Origin of the sequence: Phyllobacterium zundukense, assembly GCF_002764115.1 — a bacterium.
In the GTDB taxonomy this organism is placed as follows: domain Bacteria; phylum Pseudomonadota; class Alphaproteobacteria; order Rhizobiales; family Rhizobiaceae; genus Phyllobacterium; species Phyllobacterium zundukense.
This window is the reverse complement of record NZ_CP017940.1, coordinates 1902113-1917936: the sequence shown is the minus strand read 5'-3', so window position 1 is coordinate 1917936 and position 15824 is coordinate 1902113. Positions and strand designations below refer to the sequence as shown.

Annotated in this window: 17 protein-coding genes and 1 pseudogene; 12 read left to right on the top strand and 6 right to left on the bottom strand. The window is 56.7% G+C overall.

Annotated features, from left to right (window positions below; genetic code table 11):
* Nucleotides 1-83 precede the first annotated feature (83 nt).
* The 7 genes and pseudogenes from rpsM (at nt 84) to BLM14_RS09535 (ending at nt 4062) form a co-directional block, all read left to right on the top strand.
* The gene (gene rpsM / locus BLM14_RS09565) at nt 84-452 is read left to right on the top strand and encodes a 30S ribosomal protein S13 (RefSeq protein ID WP_091876975.1); all 369 of its coding nucleotides are present in this window, start codon (nt 84-86) and stop codon (nt 450-452) included.
* Between the two features lie 131 nt (nt 453-583).
* Complete coding sequence (gene rpsK / locus BLM14_RS09560; RefSeq protein WP_008124952.1) at nt 584-973, top strand: 30S ribosomal protein S11; 390 nt, start codon at nt 584-586, stop codon at nt 971-973.
* Between the two features lie 110 nt (nt 974-1083).
* The gene (locus tag BLM14_RS09555) at nt 1084-2097 is read left to right on the top strand and encodes a DNA-directed RNA polymerase subunit alpha (protein WP_099999147.1); all 1014 of its coding nucleotides are present in this window, start codon (nt 1084-1086) and stop codon (nt 2095-2097) included.
* Between the two features lie 72 nt (nt 2098-2169).
* Nucleotides 2170-2598, top strand: coding sequence for a 50S ribosomal protein L17 (gene rplQ / locus BLM14_RS09550; RefSeq protein ID WP_027233184.1), 429 nt, complete (start codon nt 2170-2172; stop codon nt 2596-2598).
* 308 nt (nt 2599-2906) lie between these two features.
* Nucleotides 2907-3320 (top strand): annotated as a pseudogene (locus tag BLM14_RS09545) (hypothetical protein); the annotation flags it as partial.
* Nucleotides 3321-3396: 76 nt separating this feature from the next.
* On the top strand, nt 3397-3639 hold the full coding sequence (locus BLM14_RS09540) for a type II toxin-antitoxin system Phd/YefM family antitoxin (RefSeq protein WP_099999146.1): 243 nt from the start codon (nt 3397-3399) through the stop codon (nt 3637-3639).
* The gene (locus BLM14_RS09535) at nt 3640-4062 is read left to right on the top strand and encodes a type II toxin-antitoxin system VapC family toxin (RefSeq protein ID WP_099999145.1); all 423 of its coding nucleotides are present in this window, start codon (nt 3640-3642) and stop codon (nt 4060-4062) included.
* 7 nt (nt 4063-4069) lie between these two features.
* Here BLM14_RS09535 and BLM14_RS09530 read toward each other — a convergent pair whose 3' ends face one another.
* Both BLM14_RS09530 and BLM14_RS09525 read right to left on the bottom strand, forming a co-directional pair.
* Nucleotides 4070-4681 (bottom strand): LysE family translocator, encoded by a 612-nt coding sequence (locus tag BLM14_RS09530; protein ID WP_099999144.1) that lies wholly within the window; start codon nt 4679-4681, stop codon nt 4070-4072.
* Nucleotides 4682-4771: 90 nt separating this feature from the next.
* Nucleotides 4772-5584: an AraC family transcriptional regulator gene (locus tag BLM14_RS09525; protein WP_099999143.1), complete on the bottom strand. Its 813-nt coding sequence runs from the start codon at nt 5582-5584 to the stop codon at nt 4772-4774.
* A 268-nt stretch (nt 5585-5852) separates the two neighbouring features.
* Between BLM14_RS09525 and BLM14_RS09520 the strand changes: the two genes are divergently transcribed.
* Together BLM14_RS09520 and BLM14_RS09515 are read left to right on the top strand one after the other, a co-directional pair.
* Entirely contained in the window at nt 5853-7217 is a 1365-nt protein-coding gene (locus BLM14_RS09520; RefSeq protein ID WP_100001175.1) for a DegQ family serine endoprotease, read from the top strand.
* A gap of 18 nt (nt 7218-7235) precedes the next feature.
* On the top strand, nt 7236-8549 hold the full coding sequence (locus BLM14_RS09515; protein ID WP_099999142.1) for a replication-associated recombination protein A: 1314 nt from the start codon (nt 7236-7238) through the stop codon (nt 8547-8549).
* A 50-nt stretch (nt 8550-8599) separates the two neighbouring features.
* Here the strand turns inward: BLM14_RS09515 and BLM14_RS09510 are convergent, their stop codons facing one another.
* Nucleotides 8600-10372, bottom strand: a complete 1773-nt coding sequence (locus BLM14_RS09510; RefSeq protein WP_099999141.1) for a glucan ABC transporter ATP-binding protein/ permease — start codon at nt 10370-10372, stop codon at nt 8600-8602.
* 200 nt (nt 10373-10572) lie between these two features.
* On the opposite strand from BLM14_RS09510, the gene crcB reads away from it, so the two are divergent.
* From crcB to BLM14_RS09495, 3 genes are read left to right on the top strand one after another with little or no spacing between them, the layout of a single operon-like run.
* Nucleotides 10573-10950, top strand: a complete 378-nt coding sequence (gene crcB, locus BLM14_RS09505; protein WP_099999140.1) for a fluoride efflux transporter CrcB — start codon at nt 10573-10575, stop codon at nt 10948-10950.
* A gap of 36 nt (nt 10951-10986) precedes the next feature.
* Complete coding sequence (locus BLM14_RS09500) at nt 10987-11973, top strand: RluA family pseudouridine synthase (RefSeq protein WP_099999139.1); 987 nt, start codon at nt 10987-10989, stop codon at nt 11971-11973.
* Between the two features lie 42 nt (nt 11974-12015).
* The gene (locus tag BLM14_RS09495) at nt 12016-12810 is read left to right on the top strand and encodes an ATP12 family chaperone protein (protein ID WP_099999138.1); all 795 of its coding nucleotides are present in this window, start codon (nt 12016-12018) and stop codon (nt 12808-12810) included.
* A 94-nt stretch (nt 12811-12904) separates the two neighbouring features.
* On the opposite strand, the gene glnA is transcribed toward BLM14_RS09495, so the two are convergent.
* The 3 genes from glnA to BLM14_RS09480 form a co-directional block, all read right to left on the bottom strand.
* On the bottom strand, nt 12905-14314 hold the full coding sequence (glnA, locus tag BLM14_RS09490; RefSeq protein ID WP_099999137.1) for a type I glutamate--ammonia ligase: 1410 nt from the start codon (nt 14312-14314) through the stop codon (nt 12905-12907).
* A 71-nt stretch (nt 14315-14385) separates the two neighbouring features.
* The gene (locus BLM14_RS09485) at nt 14386-14724 is read right to left on the bottom strand and encodes a P-II family nitrogen regulator (protein ID WP_008123000.1); all 339 of its coding nucleotides are present in this window, start codon (nt 14722-14724) and stop codon (nt 14386-14388) included.
* A 250-nt stretch (nt 14725-14974) separates the two neighbouring features.
* Entirely contained in the window at nt 14975-15781 is an 807-nt protein-coding gene (locus BLM14_RS09480; protein ID WP_099999136.1) for a DUF72 domain-containing protein, read from the bottom strand.
* Nucleotides 15782-15824 lie beyond the last annotated feature (43 nt).

Below are 15824 nucleotides of genomic sequence, written 5' to 3'. Positions count from 1 at the left end.
TTTGTCCCGGATATCATTTTTCATCCCGTCATCTGGCTGCCGCGTTGGCACTCCAGCTCTGCCGGTTAACAAGGAGAACAGACGTGGCTCGTATCGCTGGCGTCAACATCCCGACGAACAAGCGCGTTGTTATCGCGCTTCAGTACATTCACGGGATTGGTCAAAAGTTTGCTCAGGAAATCGTCGCGAAAGTCGGCATTCCTGCAGAGCGTCGCGTCAACCAGTTGACGGATGCGGAAGTCTTGCAGATTCGTGAAACGATCGATCGTGATTACCATGTTGAAGGTGATCTTCGTCGTGAAGTTTCCATGAACATCAAGCGTCTGATGGACCTGGGCTGCTATCGCGGTCTGCGTCATCGTCGCTCGCTGCCGGTTCGTGGTCAGCGCACGCATACCAATGCGCGTACCCGCAAGGGTCCTGCCAAGGCAATCGCCGGCAAGAAGAAGTAAGTTTGTTCCGGCGCGGTTCGCTGCGCCGGTTCTGCTTTTTGCAGAGTTAAGTGCTGGTTTCGCACTCTAACTGAAACCACGGTGGAGCCTCTGGAAATACGGAGGCGTCGAGATCAACTGAAAGGACTACCATGGCCAAGGAAGCCACGCGCGTTCGCCGTCGCGAGCGCAAGAATATTTCGTCGGGCGTTGCCCACGTCAATTCGACATTCAACAACACGATGATCACCATCACGGATGCACAGGGCAATGCGATTGCCTGGTCCTCCGCCGGTGCGCAGGGCTTCAAGGGTTCGCGTAAATCCACGCCTTTCGCTGCACAGATGGCTGCTGAAGACTGCGCCAAGAAGGCACAGGAACATGGCATGCGTTCGCTCGAAGTTGAAGTTTGCGGACCTGGCTCCGGCCGTGAATCGGCTCTGCGCGCACTCCAGGCTGCCGGTTTCACGATTACATCGATCCGCGATGTAACGCCGATCCCGCACAATGGCTGCCGCCCGCGCAAGCGTCGCCGCGTCTAATCTTTTGCGACAGGATTTGGCCGCATGAGCTGATTTTCAGCTCCTCTGCGGTTTCCACGCCTCAATGCCACGATTGGATGGTGGTAAAGGCAAGGATGAAGGAAAAATAAATGATCCAGAAGAACTGGCAAGAATTGATCAAGCCGAACAAGGTCGAGTTCCAGACCTCCGGCTCGAAGACAAAGGCAACGGTCGTCGCTGAGCCGCTCGAACGCGGTTACGGCTTGACGCTCGGCAATGCCTTGCGCCGTGTGCTCCTGTCCTCGCTGCGTGGTGCTGCCGTGACAGCTGTGCAGATCGACGGCGTTCTGCATGAATTCTCGTCGATCCCCGGCGTGCGTGAAGATGTGACGGACATCGTCCTCAACATCAAGGAAATCGCGATCCATATGGAGAGCGACGGTCCAAAGCGCATGGTCGTCCGCAAGGAAGGCCCGGGCGTCGTAACGGCTGGCGATATCCAGACCGTTGGCGATATCGAAATCCTCAATCCGGAACACGTGATCTGCACGCTGGACGAAGGCGCTGAAATCCGCATGGAATTCACCGTCAACACCGGCAAGGGTTACGTACCGGCTGACCGCAACCGCGCAGAAGATGCTCCGATCGGCTTGATCCCGGTAGACAGCCTCTATTCGCCGGTTCGCAAGGTGTCCTACAAGATCGAGAACACCCGTGAAGGTCAGGTTCTCGACTATGACAAGCTGATCCTGCAGATCGAGACCGATGGTTCGATCTCCGGTGAAGATGCCGTTGCTTATGCAGCGCGCATTCTTCAGGACCAGCTGGCGATCTTCGTCAACTTCGACGAGCCACAGAAGGAAGTTCAGCAGGAACAGGTCACTGAGCTTGCGTTCAACCCGGCTCTGCTCAAGAAGGTCGATGAACTCGAACTCTCGGTACGTTCGGCAAACTGCCTGAAGAATGATAACATCGTCTACATTGGCGATCTCATTCAGAAGACAGAAGCAGAAATGCTGCGCACACCGAACTTCGGCCGCAAGTCGCTGAACGAAATCAAGGAAGTTCTGGCTTCCATGGGTCTCCATCTCGGTATGGAAGTTCCTTCATGGCCGCCGGAGAACATCGAAGATCTCGCGAAGCGTTACGAAGACCAGTATTAAGAACCCGGGCTTTTGCCCGACAACAAAGCCCGGGCCGTGAGCCCGAAAAAGAGAAACTGAAGGAGAAGGCTCATGCGCCACGGTAATTCAGGCCGCAAGCTTAACCGGACTGCCAGCCATCGTAAGGCGATGTTTGCCAATATGGCTGCATCTTTGATCGAGCATGAGCAGATCGTAACAACGCTGCCCAAGGCCAAGGAAATTCGTCCCATCGTTGAAAAGCTTGTCACGCTCGGCAAGCGCGGTGATCTGCACGCTCGTCGTCAGGCCATTTCGGCAATCCGCGATGCAAAGCTCGTAGCCAAGCTGTTCGACACGCTCGCTCCGCGCTATGGCCAGCGCAACGGCGGCTATATCCGCATCATGAAGGCAGGCTTCCGCACCGGTGACAATGCACCGCTCGCAGTTGTCGAATTCGTCGATCGCGATACCAGCGCCAAGGGTTCCAAGGATCTGGCCCGCGTTGCTGCTGAACAGGCTAACGAAGCCGAAGCAGCGTAATCAACGCTTCGACACTATGAGAATTGAGAAGGGGGCTCGCGCCCCCTTTTTGTGTTTCTTGATTTGCCGGCGCTTCTCGAGAATTCAGCCTCCAAATTGGCCGGTGTAACTGTAACGTACTTGAATCGTTCAGATCGCCTCTTCAACCTGTCCGTGGGATTCCTGTTCCCAGGGAGGGTTCGATGAACAAGAGTCGGCAAGAAAATACGCAACGCGGTACAGCAATCACGAATAGCCATTGCCGTCTGCTATCAGGAATGGCGTTGCCGGTATTATTGGTGGCTTGTGTCTTTGCCGGTGCTGCAGTGGCCCAGCAGCCGACGCTGGCGCAGCAAAATGCGATCAAATCAGCCTGCCGTTCTGATTTCATGGCGCAGTGCTCGGGCGTGCAACCAGGTGGCCAGGCTGCCCTATCATGTTTGCAGCAGCATAGCTCGTCCCTGTCAGCCGGTTGCCAGGAGGCGATTGGTGCACTTGGCGGTGGAAAATCTGCACCGGCGGCTACTACGGGGACGGCTCCCGCTGCAACTGCGCCTGCCACACCCACACCGACGTTTACGCCGCGTGAAGAAATGGCAATCGCGCGTCAGGAGTGCGGTCCGGACTTCAGGTCCCTTTGCAGTTCGGTTGCGCTTGGCGGAGGCCGCGCGATTGCCTGCCTGAGGAAGAACATGGCACGGCTTTCGCCAGGCTGCCAGAAGGTGCTGACGGCGGGCAGGTAGTCGAGCAGATTCTGCCCGTTTGAATTGCAGGTACGACTACGCTATATATGACCAGTTAAATGGTCAGGAGAGCAAAATGGCGACCGTCAACCTTGCTGAGGCAAAAGCCCATCTGAGCGAACTCATTAATCAGGTAGAGGCTGGCGAGACCATAGATATTTTGCGCCGGGGGAAATTGGTCGCCCGACTAGTACCCGCAGAATCTCCGCGCAAACCAATTGATATCGAGGCTTTACGCAAACTGACAGAGGGGATGCCGGTACAAGCAGAGTCTGGCGGTGATTTTGTCCGCAGAATGCGCGATGAAGACCGTTATTGAATGCTTTATGTAGACACTTCCGTTTTTGTTACAGCGTTTACTACCGAGGCGGGCAGCTATCGCATGCAAGACTGGCGGGCTGCTCAAAATATTGAAGAGCTAACGACAAGTGAATGGACCATCGCCGAATTCTCTTCAGCACTGTCTGCAAAGTTGAGAACAAAACAGATCGAGATATTTCACCGTAATAGCGCCCTTGTTTTATTCGCCCATATGACAAGAAGTTCTGTGAAGATTCTTCAAATTACTGGCACGCATTTTCACTCAGCCGCGCAACTGGCCGATCAATATGCGCTTGGTATAAGAGCGGGTGACGCCTTGCATCTGGCTGTCGCTATTGATCACAACGCTACACTCTGCACTCTCGATAAAAAGCTGGCCGAAGGCGGAAAAGCTATGGGTGCAAGGACCAGACTGCTTTGAGGCTGCCTTACCGATCCGCCAGCGCCAGTTTGACTCCCAGCGCCACAAATGCACCGGCAAATGTCCGGCGCATCCACGTCAATACCCCCGGCCGCGAGATGACCTGATCGCGGACAGAGGCGGCAAAGAGACCATAGCCAACGAAGACAACAACGGTCATCAGCATGAAGACTGCGCTCAAGCCAAGCATGCGGACGAGCGGGTGAGGCTCCGTGACGCTGACGAACTGCGGCAGAAACGCCAGAAAGAAAATCGACAGTTTCGGGTTGAGGATATTGATCAGGATCGCCGTGATCGTAACCTGAGCGGTGGACCGTTCGCCGGTCTCATTTTCGACATTGAGTGAACCTTTCTCGCGCAGAGCGTTCCAGGCCATATAGAGGAGATAGGCGACACCCACATATTTGAAGGTCTGGAAGGCGAGGGCGCTCGTGTGCAGGATAGCCGCCAATCCTCCGATAGCGGCAGCCATGTGCGGAATGATTCCGATGGTGCAACCGTATGCTGCTGCGACGCTCGCCTTTGCGCCCCGCGAGAGGCCCGTCGCCAGTGTGTAGACGACACCGGTGCCCGGCGAGACGACGATAATGAATGAGGTGATCAGGAATTCGATGCCCACAGCAAACTCTCCTTGGCAGGTTTCAGTAGACATGAATGAAACCGATACGGAGCTGTTCGTCTTGAACAGGATTGCAGCTGACGCGGAAAATCAGGCGAATGCGGCGGCGTAGGCACCGGGCGAGACGCCGTATGTGCGAACAAACAGGCGCGTCATGTGGCTTTGATCGGCGAAACCGCTGACGGCGGCGGTATCGGCCAGTCCCGATCCACGGGCGATGAGGCGGCGAGCGAGATCAATGCGGCGCTGCATGAGATAGGCGTGCGGCGTGAAACCCGTAGCCCTGACAAAGCCGCGCAAAACCTGGAACCGGCTCAGGCCGCTTTCCCTGGCAAGATCGGCAAGCGTGATTAAAGCGGCCGGTTCATCGTCGATCAGATCCATTGCCGTGCGGATTGGCAGGGGTGGAGTATACAAGTCATCGTGATCGCTTCGCTCACGCACGATGCCTTCTAGCAGTCTCAAAAGAAGCTCCTCGCGATGGAGTTGGGATGACGTGTTGCTGGTCGTTGTCATGGTGGAGAAGAGCTGCTGGAACAGCGTTGCTGTCTTGGCATCCTCCATCACAGGCTGCGAGAACTCGCAGGTCTTCTGCACACCCTCATTCATATCGCCGGCGGCTTCACCGATAATCGCGGGAGCGAAATAGAGCATACGCCAGGAGCGCCCGGCATCGCCTATCGGCATGCCGTCATGCACTTCGCCGGGATTGACGGTAATGACATTGCCGGGACCTGCTTCCACCATGCCGCGGCCGCTGTGGGATTTCTGCGCGCCCTGGTGAATGACGCCGATGCCGTACTGTTCATGCGTATGTCGTGGAAAGGAATGGCGTGTCGCGGCCTCGACCACTTCAATGCCGACGACCTCGCAAGGGAAGATTTTGAACTGGCCCTTTATCATTCTGCTTCAGCCTTGGCTTCCAGCTATTATTGTTGCGCTGTCCACTTCGCCATATTCCTATACCAAATTAAACGATCCAAGAAGTTCGAAACCCCCTGTAATCATATGTCTCAAATTTGCTTTGTTTCTTGGCTGGTATCTCCCTTGGAAATCACCACATTGGTCGAGACAGTTTGACTGATTCATGTATGTTCGGGAGATTGATATGAGTTTCAAGGTCGCACCATCGGCGCGGGCACTTTTCCTATGCACCGCTGTTCTTTCCGGCATGGTGACACCGCTTCATGCGCAAACGGCAATCGATACGACCAAACAGCTGCCCGCTACACGCAGTGAATTGCAGCTTTCCTTTGCGCCACTGGTGAAGCAGACGGCTGGCGCAGTGGTCAATGTCTATGCGGCTCATGCAGTGAAGACGCGTTCGCCCTTTGCCGGAGACCCGTTCTTCGAGCAATTCTTCGGTGGGCAGCAGTTCAATGGACCGCCGCGCGTGCAATCTTCGCTTGGTTCCGGCGTAATCGCCGATCCATCAGGCATTATCGTGACGAACAATCACGTCATCCGCGATGCTGACACGGTGAAGGTGGCCCTTTCCGATGGGCGGGAGTTTGAATCGAAAGTTCTGCTCAAGGACGAATCGACCGACCTCGCCATCCTGAAGATCGACGCCGGTGAGCCACTTCCCGCCTTGCCCTTAGCAGATTCCGACAAGGTCGAAGTGGGTGATCTCGTGCTCGCCATCGGCAATCCCTTCGGCGTCGGCCAGACCGTGACGAGCGGTATTGTTTCGGCACAGGCGCGCACGCGCGTCGGCATTTCCGATTTCGATTTCTTCATCCAGACGGACGCGGCGATCAACCCGGGTAATTCGGGCGGCGCGCTGATCGACATGAGCGGCAAGCTCATCGGCATCAATACCGCAATCTTTTCGCGTTCTGGCGGATCGATCGGCATCGGATTTGCCATTCCCTCCAATATGGTACGGGCGGTTGTTGAAACGGCAAAAGGCGGCGGCGAAACGTTCGAGCGGCCCTATATTGGCGCGAGCTTCCAGAATGTGACGCCGGATGTGGCTGAAGGACTGGGCATGAAGCAACCCTATGGCGCTCTGGTGACAAATATCACCAAGGGTGGTCCGGCGGAAAAAGGCGGGTTGCTCGTCGGCGATGTGGTGCTTTCGGTGGATGAGATGCGGATCGAAAATCCGGACGGGCTCGGATATCGCCTGAGCACGGCAGGGATCGGCAAGACCGTGAAGCTGGAAGTGCTCAGCCGGTCGAAGGAAAAGACCATTACGGTTGTGCTGGAGAAGCCAGGTCCAGACTCCCTGGACAACCAGATGCTCATTCAGGGAAGAAATCCCCTATCCGGCGCGCATGTGCTAAAGCTCACGCCGAGCAGCGCGGCGCGTCTGCGCCTGCCATCCGAAACAGAGGGCGTTGCAGTGGACAAGGTCTTCCCGAACACGCCTGCCGCGAGGATTGGCCTGCAACCCGGTGACATTGTGCGTGGAGTAAACGGCGCCGAAATTGAAACCATGGCCGACCTGACCAAGGCAATGTCTGCCAAGCCGGTACTTTGGCGCTTCGATTTCGAACGCGGCGGTGCCATAATCCGGCAGGTAATTCGTTAGACGAGGCAAATAAACGATATGGCGGATCTGTTTTCAGTCCATGAGGATCCGGCATCGGACAGAAGCCGGCCGCTTGCGGATCGGCTGCGGCCAAAATCGTTGAAGGAAGTGACCGGACAGTCGCATCTGACCGGTCCCGAAGGCGCATTGACGCGCATGATCGGCTCCGGCTCGCTCGGCTCGATGATCTTCTGGGGGCCGCCAGGGACAGGCAAGACAACCGTGGCGCGGCTACTCGCCAACGAGACCAATCTGGCGTTCGAGCAAATCTCCGCAATCTTCTCCGGTGTCGCTGATCTCAAGAAGGTCTTTGACATGGCACGGGCACGCAAAATGTCTGGCCGCCAGACCTTGTTGTTCGTCGACGAAATCCATCGCTTCAACCGGGCTCAGCAAGATTCGTTCCTGCCGGTGATGGAGGATGGCACGATCGTGCTCGTCGGCGCGACGACTGAAAATCCCTCATTCGAGCTCAATGCCGCTCTTTTGTCGCGTGCTCGGGTATTGGTGTTCCATCCCCACGATGAAGCAAGCCTGGCCGCTCTGCTGGAGCGCGCCGAGAGCCATGAGGGCAAAACCCTGCCATTGACCGAGGAAGCGCGTGCAAGCCTCGTGCGCATGGCTGACGGCGACGGACGGGCGATCCTGACGCTTGCCGAGGAGGTGTGGCGTGCGGCGCGCGACGGCGAGGTGTTCGACGCCGAACGTGTACAACAGATCGTGCAACGGCGTGCACCTGTCTATGACAAGAGCCAGGATGGCCATTACAATCTGATCTCGGCGCTGCACAAGTCTGTGCGGGGCTCTGATCCCGACGCAGCACTCTATTACCTTTGCCGGATGTTCGATGCGGGTGAAGACCCGCTCTATCTCGGCAGGCGGCTCGTCCGCATGGCAAGCGAGGATATCGGCCTTGCCGATCCGCAGGCGCTTGTGATCTGCAATGCAGCCAAGGATGCCTATGATTATCAGGGTTCGCCCGAGGGCGAGTTGGCACTGGCGCAGGCTTGCGTCTATCTCGCGACCGCGCCGAAATCCAATGCCGTCTACACAGCCTACAAGGCAGCCATGCGCACGGCGAAGGAAAACGGCTCGCTCGTTCCGCCGAAGCACATTCTCAATGCGCCGACAAAGCTGATGAAGGGCGAGGGCTACGGCAAGGGCTACGCCTATGACCATGACGAACCCGACGCCTTCTCGGGCCAGAACTACTTTCCGGACGCGCTTGGACGGCAGACCTTCTATGATCCGCCGGAACGTGGGTTCGAGCGCGAGATACGCAAGCGCATCGACTACTGGAACAAGCTTCGCAAGGAACGCGGGGAAGAATAATAAAAGGCCGCTGAAAAGCGGCCTTTTGTTTTGGTGGAGAGGTTTGCCGGTTAAGCGGCTGCCGGCTTGGGGAAGGGCGTCACATTTGCCGTATCGTCGTCGAGCTTCAGGCCGCCTGCCTTAAGCAGCGACGTGAAGCGGCCATTCTGGCGCGCCAGCTCATCGAAGCTGCCGGACTCGATAACTTCACCCTGATCCATGAAGAGCACGATGTCGGCATCGCGGACCGTGGAAAGACGGTGAGCGATGATGAAGGTCGTGCGGTTCTGGCACAGCTTGTCGACAGCAACCTTGACGCGTGCTTCGGTTTCAACGTCGAGCGCACTCGTTGCCTCATCGAGCACGAGGATCGGTGCATCCTTGAGGATGGCACGGGCGATAGCCACACGCTGGCGCTCGCCACCAGAAAGCTGCGAACCGCGCTCGCCAACAACCGTGCCATAGCCGCCGGACTTCGCGAGGATGAAGTCGCTCGCGTCGGCAGCTTCAGCAGCCGCAAGCACGTCCTCGGCACTGGCTTTCGGGCGGCCAATGCGGATGTTGTCCTCGATCGAACGGTTGAACATGCCGGCGTCCTGGAAAACAGTAGCGATGGCATTGCGCAACGAACGGCGGCTGATCGTACGCGTATCGATATCATCGACCAGAATACGGCCTTCCTTCGGATCATAGACACGCTGCAACAGGTTGATCAGCGTCGTCTTGCCGGCGCCGGTAGGCCCAACGATCGCAACCGTCTGGCCAGCCTTGGCCTTGAACGAAACATTCTTCAGTCCCTGTGCCGAATTAGCGAACTCGAACGAAACATTCTCGAATTCGACATCACCGCTAACATTGTCGATATCGTGAACCGACTTCGGTTCTACCGCATAAGCCGCAGAGGCTTCCATATCGAAGAAATCCTCAAGCTTTGCGCGGGCCGCGAAAATCTGGTTCACGAAGGCGCTGAGCTGATCAAGACGACCGATGAGCAGACCGGCAAAGCCGATGAACGACACAACCTGCCCGACCAGCATTTCACCTCGTATGACGAAATGGGCGCCGAGGGCCAGAACCACGAGGATGGATATTGTAGATGCCATGCGATTGATGCCGGCGGCCAAGGCCCACCAGTTCAATACAGGGTATTGCGCGGCAAGCAGCTGTTTCGTGTAGGACTGCAGGGCGCGTGTTTCTTCATCGATACGATTATAGCTCTGCAAGACAGAGATATTGCCCATCGAGTCTGTAACATGGCTGAAGGCCGTGATGTGATGGCGCTCGACCTGCGCCTGACCGTCCTTGGTCTTCGCTGTCACAAAGCGGCTCACGAGGACGTAAACGACACCCAGAATTGCCAATACGGAAGCCAGACGCCAGTCCTGCGCCACAGCCATGGGAATAAGACCGACGAGCGCCACTGTCGTCGCAAGGTGAGTGCGCATGAATTCGAGCCACAGGCCGAACAAGGTTTCAATGGCACGCAAAAGCGTATGCATCGCGTTGGATGTGCCACGCTGGTGGTGCCACGAAAGCGGCATGCTGATCACACGATTGTAAGACTCGGTGAGTACGGCAAGTTTGCGCCGGTGCGCAAGGCGGTCAGCCTCCCTCGCAACGAGGACATTTGCGCCGATGTGGAACAAGCCAACTGCAGCCAGTTGAGTAAGGGGAACCCATATGTCTGCCTTGTCGGCAATCGCCTGGATGACGAGACCCATAAGCAACGGCTCAAACAGCATCGTCAGAGCCAAGGCGATGTTGACCACGCAGATAAACACGGTCGCGCGCTTTTCAGCGCCGAGATATTGGAGCGATTTCCAATAGATGTTTAACAATGACACTTCGCCACTCCGCTTGCTTGGGCTGTTACTCAACGCTACAGATTGACTCTGCATCAGACTCTTGTGCACTGCAATATTCAATGCTCTAGAGTCATGGTAGTTGTGTGTTCCTACAAGGAACATTTTTCTACGCTGCGTAACGTCCCGTGATGATTCAACTAATTGAGTTCACAGAATAAACTGGCCGAGCTGAATGTAAAATGAACGCAATATTACTTGTGGCCTCCGGTGGGGCGATCGGCTCCGTCGCAAGATATCTCGTCGGAGTCTTGATGGCTCGAGCTTTCGGTACAGCTTTCCCTTACGGGACGCTAACGGTGAATGTCGTCGGCGGCTTTCTGATGGGGCTCTTCATCGAGCTGCTGGCGCGCCGCTTCGACGGTTCGCCGGAGCTGAGGCTGTTCGTTGCGGTCGGGATCATGGGCGGTTTCACCACCTTTTCGTCGTTTTCCCTGGATGTTGCCGTGCTGTGGGACCGCGGCGAGCTCGCAACGGTCATGCTTTACGTGTTTGCGAGCGTGATCTTGAGCATTGGCGCGCTGTTTTTTGGATTATGGCTCGCACGGCTGACAAGTTAGTGCTATTCGCTCCTCTGATCCAATAAGGCAGAGTTGATGGCAGCAGTAGAACAAAAGACAGTCGATACAGGTGAGGCGGAAATGCGCCTCGACCGGTGGTTCAAGGTACATTATCCGGGTTTGGGTTTCGGGCACCTGCAGAAATTGCTGCGGTCCGGCCAGATCAGGATCGATGGATCGCGTGCCAAGTCCGACACGAGACTGCAGGCCGGGCAGACTGTTCGCGTTCCTCCTTTGCCGGTGGATTCGAAAGCCGAGGGCCATCTGACGGGCAAAAGCATTCGCGGCCGTGAAGATGGCGATGTCCTGTCGCAGATGCTGCTCTACGAGGACCCGAAGGTTTTCGTGTTCAACAAGCCGGCAGGTCTCGCAGTGCAGGGCGGTTCCGGCGTCAATCGCCATGTCGATGACATGCTGGAAGCCTGGCGCAACAAGAAGGGTGAAAAGCCGCGGCTCGTTCACCGGCTCGATCGCGATACGTCCGGCGTTCTCGTTGTTGCGCGCACACGCGGCGCGGCGCAGGCGCTGACCGCCGCATTCCGCGAACGCGAGACGAAGAAGACCTATTGGGCCCTCGTCAAGGGCATACCGCGCAAGCGCGAAGACAAGATCACCACCTGGCTCGTCAAGGAAACGACCCCCGATGGCGATCGCATGCGCGTAGCGCAGCATGGCGAACCGGATTCGGATCATGCTGTTTCTTACTATCGGGTCATCGAATCTGCCGGACAGGTCCTGACCTGGCTGGAGATGGAGCCGTATACCGGCCGGACGCATCAGCTGCGTGTTCATGCTGCCCATATCGGCTGCCCGATTATTGGCGATCCGAAATATTTCGAAGCGGACACGAACTGGTCGTTTCCGGGTGGCATCCAGAACCGGCTGCATCTGCATGCGCGCAGAATTCGCGTCCCGAATCCATCCGGCGGCATCATCGACGTGACGGCGCCGTTGCCGCCGCATATGGTGCAGACCTGGAATTTGCTGGGGCTCGATGAGAACGACGCCGACGAAGACAATTAGAACTTGTCCCGGCGATAATCTAAAACAAACTGGACTTTGACGATGCGTAACGATCTTTTCAATATGGATGCGAAACAGGATCTTTCCGATCCGGATCCGGTTCGCCGCGCGCAGATCCAATCAAAACTGCCGCTGCCGAAGCGCTTCTACAAAGAGGCGGCAGTTGCCGAGCGCGAGGGCAGGTTTGCCATCGAGCTCGACGGACGTGTCGTCAAGACGCCGGCCCGGCAGAATCTTTCCCTGCCGACCCGGGCTGCCGCACAATTGATTGCCGACGAATTTTCGGCACAGGAAAAGGAAATCGATCCAGCACGCATGCCTGCAACGCGCCTCGCCAATACGGCGATCGACGGGATCGTCAACGATCCGCAGGCAGTGCTGGAAGATGTGCTGCGCTTCGCCTCATCGGACATGCTGTGCTACCGCGCCGGTTCACCCGAACGGCTGGTCAATCGGCAGACCGAACTCTGGGATCCGGTCATCGACTGGGCGGCGTCCGCTCTCGGTGCACGTTTCGTGCTGGCAGAAGGCGTGATGCATGTGGAGCAGCCGCGCGAGGCGCTTGGCGCATTCAGCGTTCACCTTGGCGGGTTCAGTGATCCGTTCGCCATTGCCGCCTTGCATATGATCACCACGCTGACGGGTTCGGCGATCCTGGCACTGGCTGTCGCCAATGGTGAGATTTCGGGCGAGGACGCCTGGAAACTGGCGCATGTCGATGAGGACTGGACGATCGAGCATTGGGGCGAGGACGCGGAAGCTGCCGCCCGCCGCGCAATCCGCGAAGGCGAAATGATGGCTGCAGTGAAAATGCTTGAAGCGGTTTCCGCTTCATAGACGCCGGATCGCCTCGTTCTCAAGTTCATTGTTAAATCAGAGAACAAAAAACCCGGCGCGAGCCGGGTTTTTTCATTGCAACAATGTGGTCCGATCAGACCGAGTAGTACATGTCGTATTCGACCGGATGAGGGGTCATCTCGAAACGCATCACTTCAGCCATCTTCAGTTCGATGAAGCTGTCGATCTGATCGTCGTCGAACACGCCGCCGGCCTTCAGGAAGCCGCGATCCTTGTCGAGGCTCTGCAGCGCTTCACGCAACGAACCGCAGACGGTCGGGATCTTCTTGAGTTCCTTCGCAGGAAGGTCGTAGAGATCCTTGTCCATCGGCTGGCCGGGATGGATCTTGTTCTTGATGCCGTCGAGGCCAGCCATCAGCATCGCGGCGAAGCCGAGATACGGGTTGGCTGTCGGATCCGGGAAACGGATTTCAATGCGCTTGGACTTCGGCGAGGAGCCGAAAGGAATACGGCAGGAGGCCGAACGGTTGCGTGCCGAATAGGCCAGCAGAACCGGAGCTTCATAGCCTGGAACCAGACGCTTGTAGGAGTTGGTCGACGGGTTGGTGAAGGCATTGATCGCCTTGGCATGCTTGATGATGCCGCCGATGAAGAACAGGCAGCTTTCCGAAAGACCGGCATATTCATTGCCAGCGAATGTCGGCTTGCCTTCCTTCCAGATCGACATGTGAACGTGCATGCCCGAACCGTTATCACCGAAAATCGGCTTCGGCATGAAGGTTGCAGTCTTGCCATAGGCATTGGCAACCTGATGCACGACGTACTTGTAGATCAGCATCTTGTCGGCGTTACGGGTGAGGGCGTCGAACTTGATGCCCAGTTCGTGCTGGGCGGCAGCCACCTCGTGGTGATGCTTTTCAACGCGCACGCCCATTTCGGTCAGGACGGTGAGCATTTCGGAGCGCATGTCCTGCGCACTGTCGATTGGCGGAACCGGGAAATAACCGCCCTTGACGCGCGGACGGTGGCCGAGATTGCCGGTTTCATAGTCGGTGTCGTCGTTGGACGGCAATTCGGTGGAGTCGACCTTGAAGCCGGTATTGTACGGATCGGCCTTGTACTTGACGTCATCGAAGACGAAGAATTCAGCTTCAGGGCCGACGAAAATGGTGTCACCGATGCCTTCTGCCTTCATGTAGGCTTCGGCTTTCTTGGCGGTGCCGCGCGGATCGCGATTGTAGGATTCACCGGAAATCGGATCGAGAATGTCGCAAAGGATGACCATGGTCGACTGGGCAAAGAAAGGATCCATGTGAACGGTGTCCGTGTCTGGCATGAGAACCATGTCGGACTCGTTGATGGCCTTCCAGCCGGCAATGGAGGAGCCGTCGAACATGACACCATCGGCAAACATGTCTTCATCGACTTCAGCAATGTCCATCGTCACGTGCTGCAGCTTCCCCTTGGGATCGGTGAAGCGGAGGTCAAGGAACTTTACGTCGTTGTCCTTGATCTGTTTCAGAATATCTTTGGCGGTCGTCATGTCATTTTTCCTTATTCAGCGACGATGATTGTTGTTGCCGGCGCGAACGCACCTGCAGGTGGGTGTCGGGATCAGATGGCGTCGATGCCGGACTCACCGGTCCGGATGCGTACAACTTCTTCGATGTTGGAGACAAAGATCTTTCCGTCGCCGATACGGCCGGTCTGTGCGGCCTTGCGGATCGCCTCGATAGCGGCCTCGACGGATTCATCGCCCAAAACGATCTCGACTTTCACCTTCGGCAGGAAGTCGACGACATATTCGGCGCCGCGATACAATTCGGTATGACCTTTTTGACGGCCAAAACCCTTGGCCTCCGTAACCGTGATACCCTGAAGCCCGACTTCCTGCAGTGCCTCTTTCACCTCATCCAGCTTGAATGGTTTGATGATGGCTTCAATTTTCTTCATCAGAGAACAATCTCCCTATGCGTAGAAACGGACCTCTTGCCCGCTTGCCAAACAAAAAGCAGGAAGCATGCCAACTAGCCCCTTACGGACAAATAATTCCAGGAATGAGTTTTTAACCTGCCGGGCAGGCAGTTTCCGAAACCATGGTCGTTTAGTCGGCCGCAAAATGCCACCGAATCTTGGATTGCGCGATGAAAGAATATGCATATTGCATAATAAATAGGCATTACACACCCACGCCAGGGCCGAATTACTTTGCAACACGCCGCTTTAATGCCTGTGCTGCCTGCGGAGCGCGCACTTTGCCTTCGTGGATGAAATAGACGAAAACATCGCGGGGGCGCTTCTCCGGGCGGTGATCGGGAGCTGCCAGAGGCAAATCGTCCGGTACATCCCCCTGTGCCCAAACTTTGGCGCGGCGTGCCCATTTGTCGAGCGCCTCGGCGGGATAGGCGGTTTCGATGGCATCGTCGCCCTTCTGCAGCCGAGCATAGACGAAATCGGCGGTAATATCGGCAATTTCAGGATATTCGAAATGCTCGGCATATACCACCGCCACATCTTTCTTGCGCGCCAGGGCGATGAAATCCGGATCGATGAAGGAGGGATTGCGGACCTCAATGGCATGGCGCAGCGGCAGGCCGGCTTCCTTCTTTGGCAGGAGATCGAGAAAAGCGCCGAAATCATCCACGTCAAATTTTTTCGTCGGGGCGAACTGCCAGATCAGCGGGCCAAGCCTGTCGCCAAGCTCGGCGACGCCCGACTTGATGAAATATTCCATTGATTCACCGGCTTCGGCAAGAACCCGGCGGTTGGTGACAAAACGGTTGCCCTTGACCGAGAAAATAAAACCATTCGGGACCTGCGAGGCCCATTTGGCAAAAGTCGCCGGCTTCTGGGTACCGTAATAGGTGCTGTTGATCTCGATCGTCTGCAGGTGCTGGCCGGCATATTCGAGCTCTTTTGTCTTGGAGAGACCTTTCGGATAGAACGTGCCGCGCCACGGCTCGAAAATCCAGCCGCCAATGCCTGTCCTAATGGTTCCGCTGTCGCTCATTCCGGTTCTCCTCCCTCCGATACCAGCTTGTAAGAACCCGCCA

Coding starts and splice junctions, on each gene's coding strand:
- rpsK (WP_008124952.1), top strand. CDS start 584: ATGGCCAAGGAAGCCACGCGCGTTCGCCGTCGCGAGCGCAAGAATATT.
- BLM14_RS09555 (WP_099999147.1), top strand. CDS start 1,084: ATGATCCAGAAGAACTGGCAAGAATTGATCAAGCCGAACAAGGTCGAG.
- rplQ (WP_027233184.1), top strand. CDS start 2,170: ATGCGCCACGGTAATTCAGGCCGCAAGCTTAACCGGACTGCCAGCCAT.
- BLM14_RS09540 (WP_099999146.1), top strand. CDS start 3,397: ATGGCGACCGTCAACCTTGCTGAGGCAAAAGCCCATCTGAGCGAACTC.
- BLM14_RS09535 (WP_099999145.1), top strand. CDS start 3,640: ATGCTTTATGTAGACACTTCCGTTTTTGTTACAGCGTTTACTACCGAG.
- BLM14_RS09525 (WP_099999143.1), bottom strand. CDS start 5,584: ATGATAAAGGGCCAGTTCAAAATCTTCCCTTGCGAGGTCGTCGGCATT.
- BLM14_RS09520 (WP_100001175.1), top strand. CDS start 5,853: ATGGTGACACCGCTTCATGCGCAAACGGCAATCGATACGACCAAACAG.
- BLM14_RS09515 (WP_099999142.1), top strand. CDS start 7,236: ATGGCGGATCTGTTTTCAGTCCATGAGGATCCGGCATCGGACAGAAGC.
- crcB (WP_099999140.1), top strand. CDS start 10,573: ATGAACGCAATATTACTTGTGGCCTCCGGTGGGGCGATCGGCTCCGTC.
- BLM14_RS09500 (WP_099999139.1), top strand. CDS start 10,987: ATGGCAGCAGTAGAACAAAAGACAGTCGATACAGGTGAGGCGGAAATG.
- BLM14_RS09495 (WP_099999138.1), top strand. CDS start 12,016: ATGCGTAACGATCTTTTCAATATGGATGCGAAACAGGATCTTTCCGAT.
- glnA (WP_099999137.1), bottom strand. CDS start 14,314: ATGACGACCGCCAAAGATATTCTGAAACAGATCAAGGACAACGACGTA.
- BLM14_RS09485 (WP_008123000.1), bottom strand. CDS start 14,724: ATGAAGAAAATTGAAGCCATCATCAAACCATTCAAGCTGGATGAGGTG.
- BLM14_RS09480 (WP_099999136.1), bottom strand. CDS start 15,781: ATGAGCGACAGCGGAACCATTAGGACAGGCATTGGCGGCTGGATTTTC.